12 protein-coding genes and 2 tRNA genes are annotated in these 15,311 nt (G+C 66.2%); 5 read left to right on the top strand and 9 right to left on the bottom strand.

The window, feature by feature from the left end; translation table 11 throughout:
- Positions 1 to 2: 2 nt before the first annotated feature.
- Positions 3 to 2,192, top strand: a complete 2,190-nt coding sequence (locus tag NA10_RS23725) for an RNA degradosome polyphosphate kinase (RefSeq protein WP_067571630.1) — start codon at positions 3 to 5, stop codon at positions 2,190 to 2,192.
- Positions 2,189 to 3,142 (top strand): NUDIX hydrolase, encoded by a 954-nt coding sequence (locus NA10_RS23720; protein WP_067571628.1) that lies wholly within the window; start codon positions 2,189 to 2,191, stop codon positions 3,140 to 3,142. The genes NA10_RS23725 and NA10_RS23720 overlap by 4 nt, the downstream gene beginning before the upstream one ends.
- Positions 3,143 to 3,337: 195 nt before the next feature.
- Here NA10_RS23720 and NA10_RS23715 read toward each other — a convergent pair whose 3' ends face one another.
- From NA10_RS23715 to leuC, 3 genes are all read right to left on the bottom strand, one after another.
- Positions 3,338 to 3,973, bottom strand: coding sequence for an HU family DNA-binding protein (locus tag NA10_RS23715; RefSeq protein ID WP_067571625.1), 636 nt, complete (start codon positions 3,971 to 3,973; stop codon positions 3,338 to 3,340).
- Positions 3,974 to 4,129: 156 nt separating this feature from the next.
- Entirely contained in the window at positions 4,130 to 4,738 is a 609-nt protein-coding gene (leuD, locus tag NA10_RS23710; RefSeq protein ID WP_067571623.1) for a 3-isopropylmalate dehydratase small subunit, read from the bottom strand.
- Between the two features lie 55 nt (positions 4,739 to 4,793).
- Positions 4,794 to 6,218, bottom strand: a complete 1,425-nt coding sequence (leuC, locus tag NA10_RS23705; protein ID WP_067571621.1) for a 3-isopropylmalate dehydratase large subunit — start codon at positions 6,216 to 6,218, stop codon at positions 4,794 to 4,796.
- 135 nt (positions 6,219 to 6,353) lie between these two features.
- Between leuC and NA10_RS23700 the strand changes: the two genes are divergently transcribed.
- Together NA10_RS23700 and NA10_RS23695 are read left to right on the top strand one after the other, a co-directional pair.
- The gene (locus NA10_RS23700; protein WP_067571619.1) at positions 6,354 to 7,055 is read left to right on the top strand and encodes an IclR family transcriptional regulator; all 702 of its coding nucleotides are present in this window, start codon (positions 6,354 to 6,356) and stop codon (positions 7,053 to 7,055) included.
- Between the two features lie 253 nt (positions 7,056 to 7,308).
- On the top strand, positions 7,309 to 7,809 hold the full coding sequence (locus tag NA10_RS23695; RefSeq protein ID WP_067571617.1) for a PPOX class F420-dependent oxidoreductase: 501 nt from the start codon (positions 7,309 to 7,311) through the stop codon (positions 7,807 to 7,809).
- A gap of 73 nt (positions 7,810 to 7,882) precedes the next feature.
- Here NA10_RS23695 and NA10_RS23690 read toward each other — a convergent pair.
- The 4 genes from NA10_RS23690 to NA10_RS23675 all read right to left on the bottom strand — a co-directional run bounded on the left by NA10_RS23690 (position 7,883) and on the right by NA10_RS23675 (position 10,517).
- A tRNA-Glu gene (locus tag NA10_RS23690) sits at positions 7,883 to 7,955 on the bottom strand.
- Between the two features lie 75 nt (positions 7,956 to 8,030).
- Positions 8,031 to 8,102, bottom strand: a tRNA-Gln gene (locus NA10_RS23685).
- Between the two features lie 167 nt (positions 8,103 to 8,269).
- Complete coding sequence (gltX, locus tag NA10_RS23680; RefSeq protein ID WP_067571615.1) at positions 8,270 to 9,730, bottom strand: glutamate--tRNA ligase; 1,461 nt, start codon at positions 9,728 to 9,730, stop codon at positions 8,270 to 8,272.
- Positions 9,731 to 9,743: 13 nt separating this feature from the next.
- Positions 9,744 to 10,517, bottom strand: a complete 774-nt coding sequence (locus tag NA10_RS23675) for a fumarylacetoacetate hydrolase family protein (protein WP_067571613.1) — start codon at positions 10,515 to 10,517, stop codon at positions 9,744 to 9,746.
- A 326-nt stretch (positions 10,518 to 10,843) separates the two neighbouring features.
- Here NA10_RS23675 and NA10_RS23670 point away from each other — a divergent pair, with 326 nt between their 5' ends.
- Complete coding sequence (locus NA10_RS23670) at positions 10,844 to 12,022, top strand: MFS transporter (RefSeq protein ID WP_067571611.1); 1,179 nt, start codon at positions 10,844 to 10,846, stop codon at positions 12,020 to 12,022.
- 241 nt (positions 12,023 to 12,263) lie between these two features.
- Here the strand turns inward: NA10_RS23670 and NA10_RS23665 are convergent, their stop codons facing one another.
- Together NA10_RS23665 and serA are read right to left on the bottom strand one after the other, a co-directional pair.
- Positions 12,264 to 13,271 (bottom strand): 3-isopropylmalate dehydrogenase, encoded by a 1,008-nt coding sequence (locus NA10_RS23665; protein WP_067571609.1) that lies wholly within the window; start codon positions 13,269 to 13,271, stop codon positions 12,264 to 12,266.
- A gap of 241 nt (positions 13,272 to 13,512) precedes the next feature.
- Positions 13,513 to 15,111, bottom strand: a complete 1,599-nt coding sequence (gene serA / locus NA10_RS23660; protein ID WP_067571607.1) for a phosphoglycerate dehydrogenase — start codon at positions 15,109 to 15,111, stop codon at positions 13,513 to 13,515.
- Positions 15,112 to 15,311: the final 200 nt, after the last annotated feature.

Below are 15,311 nucleotides of genomic sequence, written 5' to 3'. Positions count from 1 at the left end.
GAATGATCGTGAGAGTGAGCGATACGGATACCGTCAAGCAACCGCCGCTACTACCCGCGGCCCCGCCCGCGGCAACCCCACCGCCCACGGCCGCGACTGCCACACGTTTGCCAACCGACCGGTACCTGAACCGGGAACTCAGCTGGCTCGACTTCAACGCCCGGGTGCTCGCCCTCGCCGAGGACACCTCGCAGCCCCTGCTCGAGCGCGCGAAATTCCTCGCCATCTTCGCGTCGAATCTCGACGAGTTCTACATGGTTCGCGTCGCCGGTCTGAAAAGGCGCGCGGAGACCGGCCTGTCGGTCCGCTCCGCCGACGGGCTCTCCCCCACCGAACAGTTGGAGATGATCGCGGCCCGCACCCAGGATCTGGCGGCCCGGCACGCCCGGGTCTTCCTGGATCAGGTGCTGCCCGCGCTCACCGCCGAGCACATCGCCATCACCCGCTGGGCCGATCTCGACGACGGCGAAAAGCAGCGCCTGTCCGGATATTTCCAGGATCAGGTCTTCCCGGTGCTGACCCCGCTGGCCGTGGATCCGGCGCACCCGTTCCCGTACATCAGCGGCCTGAGTCTGAATCTCGCTGTCACGGTGAAGGATTCGGTCACCGGCGGGGAACACTTCGCCCGCGTCAAGGTGCCCGACAATGTGGACCGCTTTGTGCGCGTGCGGCGTTCGCCGCGCGAATCCGGCGCCGCGCAGTCCGCCACGCTGGCCCCCTTCCTGCCGATGGAAGAACTGATCGCCGCGCACCTGGATCAGCTCTTCCCGGGAATGGAAGTGGTGGAACATCATTCGTTCCGCATCACCCGCAATGCCGATCTCGAGGTCGAGGAGGATCGCGACGAGGACCTGCTGCAGGCCCTCGAGCGCGAACTCGCCCGCCGCCGCTTCGGCTCCCCGGTGCGGCTCGAGGTCTCGGACGATATGACCGAGCACATGCTGGATCTGCTGCTGCGCGAACTCGATGTGGATCCCGGCGATGTCATCCAGGTGCCCGGCCTGCTCGATCTGTCCTGCCTGTGGCAGGTGTACGGCGTGGACCGGCCCAATCTCAAGGACGCCCCGTACGTGCCCGCCACCCCGCCCGCCTTCGGCGAACGGGAAACGCCCCGAAACGTTTTCGCGGCGCTGCGCGAGGGCGATGTGCTGGTTCACCACCCGTACGACTCCTTCTCCACCAGCGTGCAGCGCTTCATCGAACAGGCCGCCGCCGATCCGCAGGTGCTGGCGATCAAACAGACCCTGTACCGCACCTCGGGCGACTCCCCCATCGTGAACGCGCTCATCGACGCCGCCGAAGCTGGTAAGCAGGTCGTGGCCCTGGTCGAGATCAAGGCCCGCTTCGACGAGCAGGCCAACATCAAATGGGCGCGCGCCCTGGAGCAGGCGGGCGTGCACGTCGTCTACGGCCTGGTCGGGTTGAAGACGCACTGCAAGACCTGCCTGGTGGTGCGGCGCGAGGGCGCGACCATCCGCCGCTACTGCCATATCGGCACCGGCAACTACAACCCCAAGACCGCGCGCCTGTACGAGGATGTCGGATTGCTCACTGCCGCACCGGAGATCGGCGCGGACCTGACCGACCTGTTCAACTCGCTCACCGGATACTCCCGAAAGGCGAGCTACCGCAACCTGCTCGTCGCCCCCAGCGGCGTGCGGCAGGGCATTGTGGAGCGCATCGAGCGCGAGGTCGAACTGGCCGCGCAGGGCAAGCACGCGCGAATCCGCTTGAAGGCCAACGCCCTGGTCGACGAGCAGATCATCGACGCGCTGTACCGCGCCTCCCAGGCGGGCGTGCCGGTGCAGGTGGTCGTCCGCGGCATCTGCGGTCTGCGCCCCGGCGTCCCCGGAATGAGCGAGAATATCGAGGTGCGCTCGATTCTCGGCCGCTACCTGGAACATTCGCGCATCCTGCACTTCGCCGCCCAGAACGAGTATTGGATCGGCAGCGCCGACATGATGCACCGGAATCTGGACCGGCGCGTGGAAGTACTGGCACAGGTGAAGGATCCGAAGCTGGCACAGCAGCTGGGCGAGGTCTTCGACTCCGCGCTCTACCCCACCACCCGCTGCTGGGTGCTGCGGCCCGACGGCAGCTGGGTCGCCCAGCCCGATCCCGATATCGCCGGTGAGGACATCCGCGACCATCAGGAGCACCTCATGCGACTGCGACGTCCGGATCGCCCATGACACCGTCGAATTCCCCCGCCGCCGATTTCCCGGACCCCAGGGTCACCGCGAACATTCCGGCCGCGGGGGCGGTGCTGTGGCGTTACGCGGCCGATGGGGCGGTGGAGATCGCCCTCGTGCACCGGCTCAAGTACGATGACTGGTCGCTTCCGAAGGGAAAACTCGATCCCGGTGAGACCCCGGTGGTCGCCGCGGTGCGCGAGGTGGCCGAGGAGACCGGGATCCGATCCCGGCTGGGCCGCTACCTCGGGCACGTCACCTATCCGGTGACCGGGCATCGCAAGATCAAGCGCGTGGACTATTGGGCCGCACAGATTCTCGACGGCCACTTCGAATCCAACGCCGAAGTCGATGTGCTCCAGTGGCATCGGGTGGACGGACTCATGGACGCGCTGTCGTACCCGATGGATCGCCACATCGTGCGCAATTTCCTTCGGCTGCCACCGGATACGGCCACCATGCTGCTGGTGCGGCATGCCAAGGCCGGTCGGCGTGAGCGTTTCTCGGGCCCGGACGACGAGCGCCCGCTCGAAAAGGCCGGGCGCGCACAGGCTGCCGGGCTGGTGCCGAATCTGATCGGCTTCGGCGCCACCGAAATCCATTCCGCCCCACCGCTGCGCTGTGTCCAAACCGTGACCCCGCTCGCCGAAAAACTGGGCGTGGACATCGAACTGGAGCCGCAGTTCTCCGAGGCCGGTTATGCGGCCGCCCCGGACGCCGCCCGGAAACGCATTCGTGATCTTGTTTCCGATCACGCCGTTCCGGTGATCTGCAGTCAGGGCAAGGTGATTCCGGATCTGCTGGCGTGGTGGGCGGAGAAGGACGGCGTCACGCTGCCCGCCGCGCGTAATCGCAAGGGCAGCGTCTGGGTGCTCTCGGTGCAGCAGGGCCGGTTGGTCGCGGCCGACCATCTGGACCGGGCATTGAACCCCACCGACATTCCGCGCTAGGGGATTTCGAGCCGCCGGGAGATTTGCCACTAGAGATTTGCGGCAATTACCCGGCGGCCGAACCATTTCCGGCCTCTGACGGGCCGAATGTACTAGAACAACTACCCCGGAACGTGCGAAACGGCCCGGCGATGCCGGGCCGTCTCACATGTTGTATTGCGCCGAAAACCCGTCTGTGACGGGCGGTTCGGTCCGTCAGCGACGGGCGGTGCGCTTCGCCGCGGTCTTCTTCGCCGCGGTCTTCTTGGCCGGAGCCTTCTTGGCGGTGGCCTTCTTGACCGCGGTGGCCTTGACGGCGGCCTTCTTGGCCGGAGCCTTCTTGACGGCCTTTGCCGGGGTCTTCTTGGCAGCGGCCTTGGTGGCGGTCTTCTTGGCCGTGGCCTTCTTGGCAGGAGCCTTGGTCGCGGCCTTCTTCGCCGTGGTCTTGGCCGGTGCCTTGGTGGCGGCCTTCTTGGCGGTCTTCTTGGCAGCGGCCTTCTTCGCGCCGGCCGGCTTGCCCGACACCGGAGCAGCCACACCACGTTTCACGGCCGGGCCGCTCGCGGTGATCTTCTGCTTACCGGCGATGATCGCCTTGAACTGCGCACCCGGACGGAAGGCAGGCACCGAAGTCGGCTTCACCTTGACGGTTTCACCGGTGCGCGGGTTCCGAGCAACGCGCGCTGCGCGCTTACGCTGTTCGAAGACACCGAATCCCGTGATGGTGACGCTCTGACCTTTGTTCACAGCACGCACGATCGTATCTACCATCTGCTCGACAGCAGCAGTAGCGGTGCGCCTGTCAGTACCCAACTTCTCGGTCAGAACATCGATCAGTTCCGCCTTGTTCATTGAATCCTCCGCAGACTAATGGCCCGTCGTCGGACCGACTAGGTACCACGGTAAACCTTCTTTGAGCAAGAGTCAATCTGCCACACCCATTTTGATGAGAGATGGCTTACGACCAGCTACCTCGTTTGGGGGCGTTCAGCTAACGCCCCCAAACGATTACGTCTGCGAAATACGGGCCGGAATGGTGGTGGGTTTCCATGTCGGCCTTGCGTTTTCGAACTGGCTGATCTGGTCACTGTGTCGCAGAGTGAGCCCGATGTCGTCCAAACCTTCCAGCAGACGCCACCGTGTGTAGTCGTCAATATCGAACGGCAACACGACCGTTCCGGCCGTCACGGTGCGCGCCTCGAGGTCCGTCACCAATTCCAAACCGGGCTGTTCCTCGAGCAACTTCCAGAGCAATTCCACATCGCTCTGCGCCATCCGAGCCGTCAGAAGCCCGTCCTTACCGGCGTTTCCGCGGAAGATGTCGGCGAAGCGCGACGAGATCACCACCCGGAACCCGTAGTCTTTCAGCGCCCAAACCGCATGCTCGCGGGAGGAACCGGTACCGAAATCCGGACCGGCGACCAGCACACTGCCGCGGTTGTAGGGCTCGGCGTTCAGAATGAAGTTCGGATCCGTTCGCCACGCCGCGAAGAGTCCGTCCTCGAAACCCGTTCGGGTGACGCGCTTCAGGTAGACGGCGGGGATGATCTGGTCGGTGTCGACGTTGGATCGGCGGAACGGAACGCCGATCCCCTTGTGGACCTTGAAGGCTTCCATCGTGATTCTCCTGATGTCTGTGAGGGCAGCGGATTACGGGCCTGGAGAGCCGAAATCAGTTGAGATCCGCCGGTGAGGACAGGGTTCCGCGCACCGCGGTGGCCGCCGCGACCAGCGGTGAGACCAGGTGCGTGCGGCCGCCCTTGCCCTGTCGCCCTTCGAAGTTCCGGTTCGAGGTGGAGGCGCAGCGCTGACCGGGAGAAAGCTGATCCAAATTCATGCCCAGGCACATCGAACAGCCCGCCTGCCGCCATTCCGCGCCCGCGGCGGTGAAAATCTCGCCCAGCCCTTCGTTTTCCGCCTGCAGCCGCACCCGCATGGAGCCGGGGACGATCAACATACGCACGCCGTCGGCGACCTTGCGGCCCTTCAGAACGTCCGCGACCGCGCGCAAATCCTCGATCCGGCCATTGGTGCAGGAGCCGACGAAAACAGTGTCCACGGTGACATCCCGCAGTGGCGTGCCCGGCTTCAGGTCCATGTACTGCAGCGCCTTCTCGGCCGCCTGACGCTCGTTCTCGTCGACGAGCTGCTCCGGGTCCGGGATCGAGTCCCCCAGCGGCAGGCCCTGTCCCGGGTTGGTGCCCCAGGTCACGAAGGGGGTCAGCGCGGAAGCGTCGATATGCACCTCGGCGTCGAAAGTCGCGCCCTCATCGGTGGTCAGCGCGTCCCACGAGGCAACGGCGGCATCCCAATCCGCGCCCTCGGGGGCGTGCGGACGGCCCTTGAGGAACTCATAGGTGATCGCGTCGGGGCCGACCATGCCCGCCCGCGCACCGGCCTCGATCGACATGTTGCACATGGTCATCCGGGCTTCCATGGACATCGAGCGCACGGCCTCGCCGCGGTACTCCAGCACATAGCCCTGGCCGCCGCCGGTGCCGATCTGCGCGATCACCGCCAGGATGACGTCCTTGGAGGTGACGCCGTCGGGCAGCGTGCCGTCGATATTGATGGCCATGGTCTTGAACGGGCGCAGCGACAATGTCTGCGTCGCCAGCACGTGTTCCACCTCGCTGGTGCCGATACCCATGGCGAGCGCGCCGAACGCGCCGTGCGTGGAGGTGTGCGAATCACCGCAGACGACGGTGGTGCCGGGCTGGGTCAGACCCAGCTGCGGGCCGACGACGTGCACGATGCCCTGGTCGAGATCGCCCATGGGGTGCAGGCGAACACCGAACTCCTCGCAGTTCTTGCGCAGGGTGTCGACCTGCAGGCGCGAGATCGGATCGGCGATCGGCTTGTCGATGTCGATCGTCGGGACATTGTGGTCCTCGGTCGCGATGGTGAGATCCGGGCGGCGCACCGGCCGACCCGCGGCGCGCAGACCGTCGAAGGCCTGCGGGCTGGTGACCTCGTGCACCAGGTGCAGATCGATGTAGATGAGGTCTGGTTCGCGGTTCGCGCCTTCACCTTCGCCGCGAACGACGACGTGCTGCTCCCAGACCTTCTCCGCCAGAGTGCGTGGCCGATCGGCCATAGCTCCATCACCTCTCGATAGGACATACCCGCGCCCGGGCTGGTGACGCGGGGATCGCGACGCGCGGGGCAGAAGTGCCCTGGTGTCGGGGAGCTGGTTTGCAATTCCCAACATGCGAGACGCTAATATCGTTCTATGAGACAGCATAGCGGTATCGGTGTTCTGGACAAAGCCATGGCGGTCCTGCACGCCGTAGCCGAGCAACCCTGCGGCCTCAATGAGTTGTGCACCCGCACCGGCCTGCCCCGCGCCACCGCGCATCGCCTGGCCGTGGGCCTGGAGACGCATCGCATGCTGGCCCGCGACAGTCAGGGCCTGTGGCGGCCCGGGCCCGCGCTCTCGGAGCTGGCTACCACCGCGAGCGATCCGCTGCTGGACGCCGCGGCGACCATTCTTCCGCGCCTGCGCGAGATCACCGGGGAGAGCGTGCAGCTCTATCGCCGGGACGGGAACGCGCGCGTCTGCGTGGCCTCGATGGAGCCCGCGTCCGGATTGCGGGACACCGTTCCGGTCGGCGCGCGCATGCCGATGACCGCCGGATCCGCCGCGAAAGTGCTGCTGGCCTGGTCGGATCTGGAATCGCAGCGCACCGTGCTGCCGGAGGCGGTCTTCGGTGAGCGCGCGCTGGCCGAGGTGCGCCGGCGCGGCTGGGCGCAGAGCGCGGCCGAGCGCGCCGCGGGAGTGGCCAGCGTTTCCGCGCCCGTGCGCGATGCGGCGGGCACGGTGATCGCGGCCGTCTCGGTCTCCGGACCCATCGATCGGATGGGGCGGCGGCCGGGCGCGCGCTGGGCCGCCGATCTCGTGGCGGCCGCGGACGCCTTGCACAAACGGCTCTGACGGGCCCGCACAGCCGTTTTCACGCCCCCGCCGGGAATCCGGTGGGGGCGTCGGCGTTTCCGGGCCGTACGAGCCCATCCGGCCGCACGCGTACCGGACGGTCGCGAATCCGGCGGTCCGCCGTACCGCGCACGCGCCTGCGGCCCAGCGGCATTCGCGCCGAACGGCAGCCTTCGCGCACCCTTGAATCCGGAGTTCGCGCAGTTCACAGCCGGTGTGATCCGCCTCATACGGCGTAAATTACAGTCGGCTGATGGGAGTTAACCAACGCGCTCAGATCACGATGTCCGAGCAGGAGATCGCGGACTTCATGCGGCGCAGCCGAATCGCCAACCTCGCCACCCTCGGCGCGACGGGCAATCCGCACCTGACCGCCATGTGGTACGCGCTGATCAACGGCGAAATCTGGTTCGAGACCAAGGCCAAATCGCAGAAGGCGGTGAATCTGCGCCGCGATCCGCGGGTGACCGTCCTGCTCGAGGCCGGCGATACCTACGACCAGCTGCGCGGGCTCTCCATCGAGGGCCGCGCCGAGATCGTGGATGACCCCGATGCGCTGTTCCAGGTCGGAATCAGCGTGTGGGAGCGGTACACCGGGCCCTACACCGAAGAGATGAAGCCGTTCGTGGAGCAGATGCTGAACAAGCGCATCGCGATTCGCATCGTGCCCGAGCGGGTGCGCAGCTGGGATCACCGCAAACTGGGATTGCCCGCCATGCCTTTGGGCGGCAGCACTCTCGCCGAACAGGATTGAGCAGTACCAATAGGCGGTAACCACCCGCGAAAAGCAAAGGCCCCCAGCCGATCGGCTGAGGGCCTTACCTTTGTAGTCCCGACGGGATTTGAACCCGCGCTACCGCCTTGAGAGGGCGGCGTCCTAGGCCGCTAGACGACGGGACCAGGATTGCTGTCGACTGCTCGATGGCCGGACCATCGAATCTCCAGCATTTCGAAAGCTTCGAAAAGCTCTCGGAGCTGGGGTACCAGGACTCGAACCTAGAATGGCTGAACCAGAATCAGCTGTGTTGCCAATTACACCATACCCCAATGACCTGGGCTTTCAGATTGCTCCCAGTGGGAACTCCCTGACCGCTTCCGGCCGAGAAGAAGATTAGCAGGAGTAGCCGGGTCAACTACAAATCGGCTGGTCAGAGGCCGGTTTTCGAACAGTTCGAGCGTTGTTCACCGGCAACTCCGCCAACCTCTTCGCGGGTTTACGCGGTGAGCGCGGCCCGCAACCGGTCCAGCGAGACCTCGCGGCCCAGCAGTTCCATCGACTCGTACAGCGGCGGGCTGATGTGCGATCCGGTCAGCGCGACGCGCACGGGCGCGAATGCCTTACGCGGTTTGAGGCCCAACTCGTCGATGAGCGCGGTCTTGAGCGCCTCCTCGAGTGCGCCCGCCGACCATTCCGAAACGCCGGTCACGGCGGTGATGGTCGCCTGCAATACCGGCAGTGCGTCCGGGCCGAGATTCTTTTCCTTCGCCGCCGGGTCGATCGAGAAATCCTCGGCGGGTACGAACAAGAACTTCAAGAGATCCCATGCGTCACCCAGAACCACGATGCGGGTCTGCACCAAATCTGCGGCCGTGGCGAAGAGCTTCTCATCGATCTCGGCGCCGATATGACCGTGTTCGGTGAGGTACTCCCGGAGTCGGTGAGCGAAATCACCCGACTCCAGCAACCGAATATGTTCGGCGTTCAGGGCGTCGGCCTTCTTCTGGTCGAAACGGGCCGGATTCGAATTAACTTTCGATATATCGAACGCCGCCACCATCTCCGCCATGGAGAAGACGTCATGATCATCGGCGATGCTCCAGCCGAGCAGCGCCAGATAATTCAGCAAACCCTCGGGAATGAAGCCCCGATCGCGGTGATGGAAGAGATTGGACTCCGGATCCCGCTTGGACAGCTTCTTGTTCCCCTGCCCCATCACGAACGGCAGATGACCGAACTCCGGGGTGCGCTCGGCGACGCCGATACGAATCATCGACTCATACAGCGCGAGCTGACGCGGGGTGGAAGACAAAAGGTCCTCGCCGCGCAATACGTGGGTGATCTTCATCATCGCGTCGTCGACGGGATTGACCAGCGTATAGAGCGGATCGCCATTGCCGCGGGTGAGCGCGAAGTCCGGGACCACACCGGCGCGGAAGGTGGTCTCACCGCGCACCAGATCGTTCCAGGACAGGTCGTGGTCGGGCATGCGCAGCCGGATCACCGCGGCACGGCCCTCGGCCTTGTAGGCGGCGATCTGCTCGGCGGTCAGGTCGCGGTCGAAGTTGTCGTAGCCGAGTTTGGGATCGCGTCCGGCGGCCCTGTGCCGGGCCTCGACTTCCTCTGGGGTGGAGAAGGATTCGTAGGCCTCCCCCGCCGCCAATAGCCGCCGCACCACATCGAGATGAATGTCACGACGCTGCGACTGCCGGTACGGACCGTAGTCGCCGCCGACCTCCGGACCCTCGTCCCAGGTGAGGCCGAGCCAGCGCAGCGCGTCCAGAATCGCCCGATACGACTCCTCGGAATCCCGTGCGGCATCGGTGTCTTCGATACGGAAGACGAATTTCCCGCCGGTGTGGCGGGCATAGGCCCAGTTGAAAAGTGCGGTCCGGACCAGGCCGACATGCGGTGTGCCGGTGGGGGACGGGCAGAATCGGACCCGAACGTCTGTCATGGCTCTCTCTCGATCAGCGTTTGGCGGCAACGGGATTGGTGAGGGTGCCGATACCTTCGACGGTCACCGACACGCTCTGACCGGCCTGCATCGGACCGACGCCCGCGGGGGTGCCGGTGAGGATGACATCACCGGGCAGCAGCGTCATCACGGTGGTCACCCACTCGATCATCTTCGGAATATCGTGCAGCAGAAGTGAAGTGCGGCTGCTCTGCTTCTGCTCGCCGTCCAGCTCGGTGGAGATCGCCAGATCCGAAGGGTCCAGCGAGGTCTCGATCCACGGGCCGAGCGGGCAGAAGGTGTCGTAGCCCTTGGCGCGGGTCCACTGGCCGTCGTGCCGCTGCTGGTCGCGGGCGGTGACGTCATTGGCCACGGTGTAGCCCAGGATCACCTGATACGCCTGGGCGGCCGGGACGTCCTTACAGGGGCGGCCGATGACGATCGCCAGCTCGCCCTCGTAGTCCACCTGAGAGGAACTGGGCGGCAACATGATCGGAACGTTCGGGCCGATGATGGAGGTGTTCGGCTTGATGAAGATGACCGGGTCGGCCGGTGCCGGACCGCCCATTTCGGCGGCGTGGTCGGCGTAGTTCTTCCCGATGCAGATCACCTTGCTGGCCAAAATCGGCGCGAGCAGGCGCACATCCGCGAGCGGCCAGCTGCGGCCGGTGAACGTCGGGGTGCCGAACGGGTGTTCGGCGATTTCGCGGGCGACGGCGTCGCCGCCGTCACCCTCGATGCTTACGAAAGCGACCCCATCTGGGCTGGCAACTCGACCTAGGCGCATGTTTCGCATCCTATCGACCGGCTTCCACCTGCCCTAATGCGCCCGACCACGCGACGCGGGCGCGATCGCGCGGGGCGATCGGCAGTCGTGTGGACACCTCCGGAACGGGGTGCGGCATGCCTGCCCGCATCGGGTCGCCGGAAATGTGGAATGCCCTTGTACGCAAGACAACTCGATGTGCCGTCGATCCTACGCGGCGCAGCCTTTCCGGTGTGAGCAAATCGACAGCTTGCCCCGGAAACAGTCGGCGGCCCCGGGTGTACCGTAGGGTCCGATGTTCACACAGTAAGACTGTAGTTCCACATAGTGAGATTTGAGGTGCGGCCATGGCCACCGAGACACAGATCGGATCAGCCAAACGGTGGAGCATGCTGGCCCTCGGCGTCTTCGCGCAGAGCTCCAGCGCGGTCTTCGTGCACGGCGCCCCCTTCCTGCTGCCCACCCTGACCGAGCGGGGATTATCGCTGGCCACGGCCGGTCTACTGGTCTCCATGCCCACCATCGGCCTGGTCTGCACACTGATCGCGTGGGGCTACGTGGTGGATCGGATCGGCGAGCACAAGGCGCTGGTGGCCGGTCCCGCGCTGATGTTGATCGCGGGCGTCGCAGCGGCGACGGTCACCAACTACGCGGTGCTGGGCGCGCTGCTGTTACTGGGCGGTATGGGCGCGGCGAGCACCAATGGCGCGAGCGGACGGGTCATCGTGGGCTGGTTTCCGCCCGATAAACGCGGGCTGGCCATGGGAATTCGGCAAACCGCGCAGCCGCTGGGCGTCGGCATCGGCGCGCTGAGCATTCCGGCCATCGCTGCGGCACAGGGTTTCTCGACCGCCATCCTGGTGCCCGCGCTGATGGCGGGCGCGGCCGCGGTCGCCTGCCTGTTCGGCATCGTCGATCCGCCCCGCCCCCAATCCGGCGGCGAGACAGGGCGTCCCGTGAATCCGTATCGCGGTGACTCCACGCTGTGGCGCATTCACGCGGTGTCGGTGCTGCTGTGCATCCCCCAGGGGACGCTGTGGACCTTCGCGCTGCTGTGGTTGCACCGCGATGTGGGCTGGTCACTGGCGGCGGCGGGCGCACTGGTGACGATCACCCAAATCCTGGGCGCGGGAGGGCGAATCGGCGCGGGCGTCTGGTCCGATCGGGTGGCGAGCCGGTTGGGACCGCTGCGCACGGTGGCCGTCGCGGCGGCAATCTCCATGGCCGCCTTGGCCTTCGCGTCCTGGGCGCACTGGTGGTGGGCGGCGATTCCGGTGCTGATCGCGGCCTCGGTCATCACCGTCACCGACAATGGGCTGGCCTTCACCGCGGTCGCGGAGATCGCGGGCCCGTACTGGTCGGGGCGCGGTCTGGGGATTCAGAACACCGGCCAGAATCTGGCCATGGCGGCGGTGGCCCCCGGGTTCGGCGCTTTGATCACGGCGGCGGGTTTTCCGGTCACCTACGCGCTGGCGGCGGTGGTCGCGGCGGTCGCAGTCCCGTTGGTGCCCAGGGCTTCCCGATGATCTCGCGGGCGCCGCGCTGATCTCCGGCAAATCCGGAAGACCTGCGCCCGTTACGTTTTCGCATCCGAATGCATGAATGCGATATGTCTCACTGCCGCATCAGGTTTCGATTTCGACCCAGTTGGAAAGCCGCGAAACGGATCCTACTCGGCGGTAATCACCTGTGCGACTCAGGGATTGGGACAGCGAACGGCCCCGCCTCGAAAACCGGGGCGGGGCCGTGCCGGGTCGATTCGCCGAATCAGACGGCGGCGGCGATCCGATCGCCGACCTCGACCGTGGAGGCCGGGGCGGTGCGCGAGGCCAGATCCTTGGCCACCGCGGCCTCGATGCGGGCGGCAGCCTCGGCATTGCCGAGGTGGTTCAGCAGCAGCGACACCGACAGGATCGCGGCGGTCGGATCGGCCTTGGACTGGCCCGCGATATCGGGGGCGCTCCCGTGCACCGGTTCGAACATGGACGGATTGGTGCCCGAGGCATCGATATTGCCCGAGGCGGCCAGGCCGATACCACCGGAGACGGCGGCGGCCAGATCGGTGATGATGTCGCCGAACAGGTTGTCGGTGACGATCACATCGAAGCGGCCCGGATCGGTGACCATATGAATGGTGGCGGCATCGATGTGCTGGTACGCGGTCCGCACATCCGGGTATTCCGCGGCGATCTCCTCGACCGTGCGGGTCCACAGCGAACCGGCGAAGGCCAGCACATTGTTCTTGTGCACCAGGGTCAGATGCTTGCGCCGGGTGCGCGCCTTCTCGAAGGCGTAGCGGACCACGCGCTCCACGCCGAAGCGGGTGTTGGTGGAGACCTCGGTCGCCACCTCGTGCGGGGTGTTCACGCGGATCGCACCGCCGGTGCCGGTGTACGGACCCTCGGTTCCCTCGCGCACGACCACGAAATCAATGTCCGGATTGCCGGCGAGCGGGCTGGTGACACCCGCGTACAGCCGCGACGGCCGCAGATTCACATGGTGATCGAGCTCGAAGCGGGTGCGCAGCAGCAGACCGCGCTCGAGCACACCGCTCTGCACCGACGGGTCGCCGATAGCGCCCAGCAGGATGGCGTCGTGCTGCTTCAGCTCCGGAATCACGGTGTCCGGCAGGATCTCACCGGTGGCATGGAACCGCTTCGCGCCGAGGTCGTATTCGGTCTTCTCCACACCGGGGACCACCACATCGAGCACCTTGAGGGCTTCGGCAATGACCTCGGGACCGATTCCGTCGCCCGGGATGACAGCGAGTTTCATGAAAACAATGCTCCGATCGGATATATGCGCCCGTGAACAACGGTCACGATAGCGGGTGCCGCCGCGACCCCCGTCACCAGGGCGAACCGCTCCCACACACTGAGATTCGGGTCCCCGACCGGCATCCCGGCATGCTTTCGGCCGGGATCCACACCGAGCGCCTGCGCACAGCACTGCGCCCCCGCCGCGAAGAGGGCGGGGGCGCAGTGGCGATGACTTTCGGGCAGTCGTGCCCGTCGGACTAGTCGAGGTTGACCTGGGCGACCTTCGCGGCGCCGACGGCCTCGGCGATGGCGGCCTGGACGTCCGCGGGGACCTCCTTGTTGACGCGCAGGATGACGGTCGCGCCCTCCTGGTCGAGGTCCTGGGTCAGCTGGGCGGCCAGGATGTCGATACCGGCTTCGCCGAGCTTGGTGGCGAGGCGGCCGAGCTGACCCGGCTTGTCCTCGTACGCCAGCACGGCCAGGTTCAGGCCCTCGGCGCGCATATCGTAGTTGCGGCCATTGATATTGACGATCTTCTGGACCTGGTGCGGCTCGGTCAGGGTGCCCGCCACGTTGAGGGTGCTGCCGTCGCCGAATACGGCGCGCAGATCGACCAGGCTGCGGTGGGTGGGGCTCTCCGACACGGTGGTGACGGTGGCCTCGAGGCCGCGATCCTTGGCCAGCGACGGGGCGTTGACGAAAGTGACCGAATCCTCGATGAGGGCCGAGAAGACGCCGCGCAGAGCCGAGAGCTCCAGTACCGCAACATCATTCGCGCTCAGCTCACCGCGCACCTGAACCTCCAGGCTGACCGGCAGCTCGGAGGACAGCGCGCCCAGCAGCGCGCCCTGCTTGCGGACGATCTCCAGCCACGGGGCGACCTCCTCGGAGACCGAACCACCGGTGACGTTCACCGCGCCGGGGACGAACTCGCCCGCGAGCGCCAGCTTGACCGACTTGGCGACATCGGTGCCCGCGCGATCCTGCGCCTCGGCGGTGGAGGCGCCCAGGTGCGGGGTGACCACGACCTGCGGCAGCTCGAAAAGCGGGCTGTCCGTGCAGGGTTCGGTCTCGAACACGTCGAGACCGGCGGCGCGCACATGGCCGGACTTGATGGCATCGGCCAGCGCCTGCTCATCAATGAGACCGCCGCGGGCGGCATTGACGATGATGACGCCCTTCTTGGTCTTGGCCAGGGTCTCCGCGTTCAGCATGCCCTTGGTCTCGGGAGTCTTGGGCAGGTGAATGGAGATGAAGTCGGCGGCCGCGAGCACCTCGTCGAGGGACATGAGCTCGATGCCGAGCTGGGCGGCGCGGGCCGGGGAGGTGTAGGGGTCGTACGCGACGATCTTGGTCTCGAAGGCGGCGAGGCGCTGCGCGAACAGCTGGCCGATACGGCCCAGGCCGATGACGCCGACGGTCTTGCCCAGGATCTCGACACCGTTGAACTTGCTGCGCTGCCAGGTGTGCTCCCGCAGCGTGGCATCGGCGGCCGGGATCTGGCGCGCGGCCGAAAGCAGCAGCGTCACAGCGTGTTCGGCGGCGGTGTGGATATTCGAGGTGGGCGCGTTGACGACCATGACACCGCGTTCGGTGGCGGCCGGCACGTCGACATTGTCGAGGCCGACGCCCGCGCGGGCGACGATCTTCAGATTCTTACCGGCCTCGAGCACCTCGGCGTCGACGGTGGTCGCGGAACGGACCAGCAGTGCGTCGGCCTCGGGCACGGCGGCGAGCAGCTCGGGCCGGTTGGGGCCGTCGACCCAGCGAACCTCGACGGCGTCACCGAGTGCGTCGACGGTCGACTGGGCGAGCTTGTCGGCGATCAGAACTACAGGACGGCCTGCTTGGCTCACTGTGGGGTACTCCTGCGGGAAGGGATCCGGGATTTACGGGCGCTAGCTTAGTGGGCCGGATTTGATCTCGGCTTACCGCCCGGTAGACGGCCGCCATCACACCGGTGACATGGGTCTTTTCCCACGCGCCGGAACTATCGTGGTCAATTGTCCAGTTTTGCCCGCGTGAGCGGACGCGAGGCACTAGGTTGCGCGGCATG

Origin of the sequence: Nocardia acidivorans NBRC 108247 (assembly GCF_001625085.1) — a bacterium.
Lineage (GTDB): Bacteria > Actinomycetota > Actinomycetes > Mycobacteriales > Mycobacteriaceae > Nocardia > Nocardia acidivorans.
Note: the sequence above shows the minus strand (reverse complement) of the source record. Positions and strands in the feature narration are given on the sequence as shown.

Coding starts and splice junctions, on each gene's coding strand:
- NA10_RS23725 (WP_067571630.1), top strand. CDS start 3: ATGATCGTGAGAGTGAGCGATACGGATACCGTCAAGCAACCGCCGCTA.
- NA10_RS23720 (WP_067571628.1), top strand. CDS start 2,189: ATGACACCGTCGAATTCCCCCGCCGCCGATTTCCCGGACCCCAGGGTC.
- NA10_RS23715 (WP_067571625.1), bottom strand. CDS start 3,973: ATGAACAAGGCGGAACTGATCGATGTTCTGACCGAGAAGTTGGGTACT.
- leuD (WP_067571623.1), bottom strand. CDS start 4,738: ATGGAAGCCTTCAAGGTCCACAAGGGGATCGGCGTTCCGTTCCGCCGA.
- leuC (WP_067571621.1), bottom strand. CDS start 6,218: ATGGCCGATCGGCCACGCACTCTGGCGGAGAAGGTCTGGGAGCAGCAC.
- NA10_RS23700 (WP_067571619.1), top strand. CDS start 6,354: ATGAGACAGCATAGCGGTATCGGTGTTCTGGACAAAGCCATGGCGGTC.
- NA10_RS23695 (WP_067571617.1), top strand. CDS start 7,309: ATGGGAGTTAACCAACGCGCTCAGATCACGATGTCCGAGCAGGAGATC.
- gltX (WP_067571615.1), bottom strand. CDS start 9,730: ATGACAGACGTTCGGGTCCGATTCTGCCCGTCCCCCACCGGCACACCG.
- NA10_RS23675 (WP_067571613.1), bottom strand. CDS start 10,517: ATGCGCCTAGGTCGAGTTGCCAGCCCAGATGGGGTCGCTTTCGTAAGC.
- NA10_RS23670 (WP_067571611.1), top strand. CDS start 10,844: ATGGCCACCGAGACACAGATCGGATCAGCCAAACGGTGGAGCATGCTG.
- NA10_RS23665 (WP_067571609.1), bottom strand. CDS start 13,271: ATGAAACTCGCTGTCATCCCGGGCGACGGAATCGGTCCCGAGGTCATT.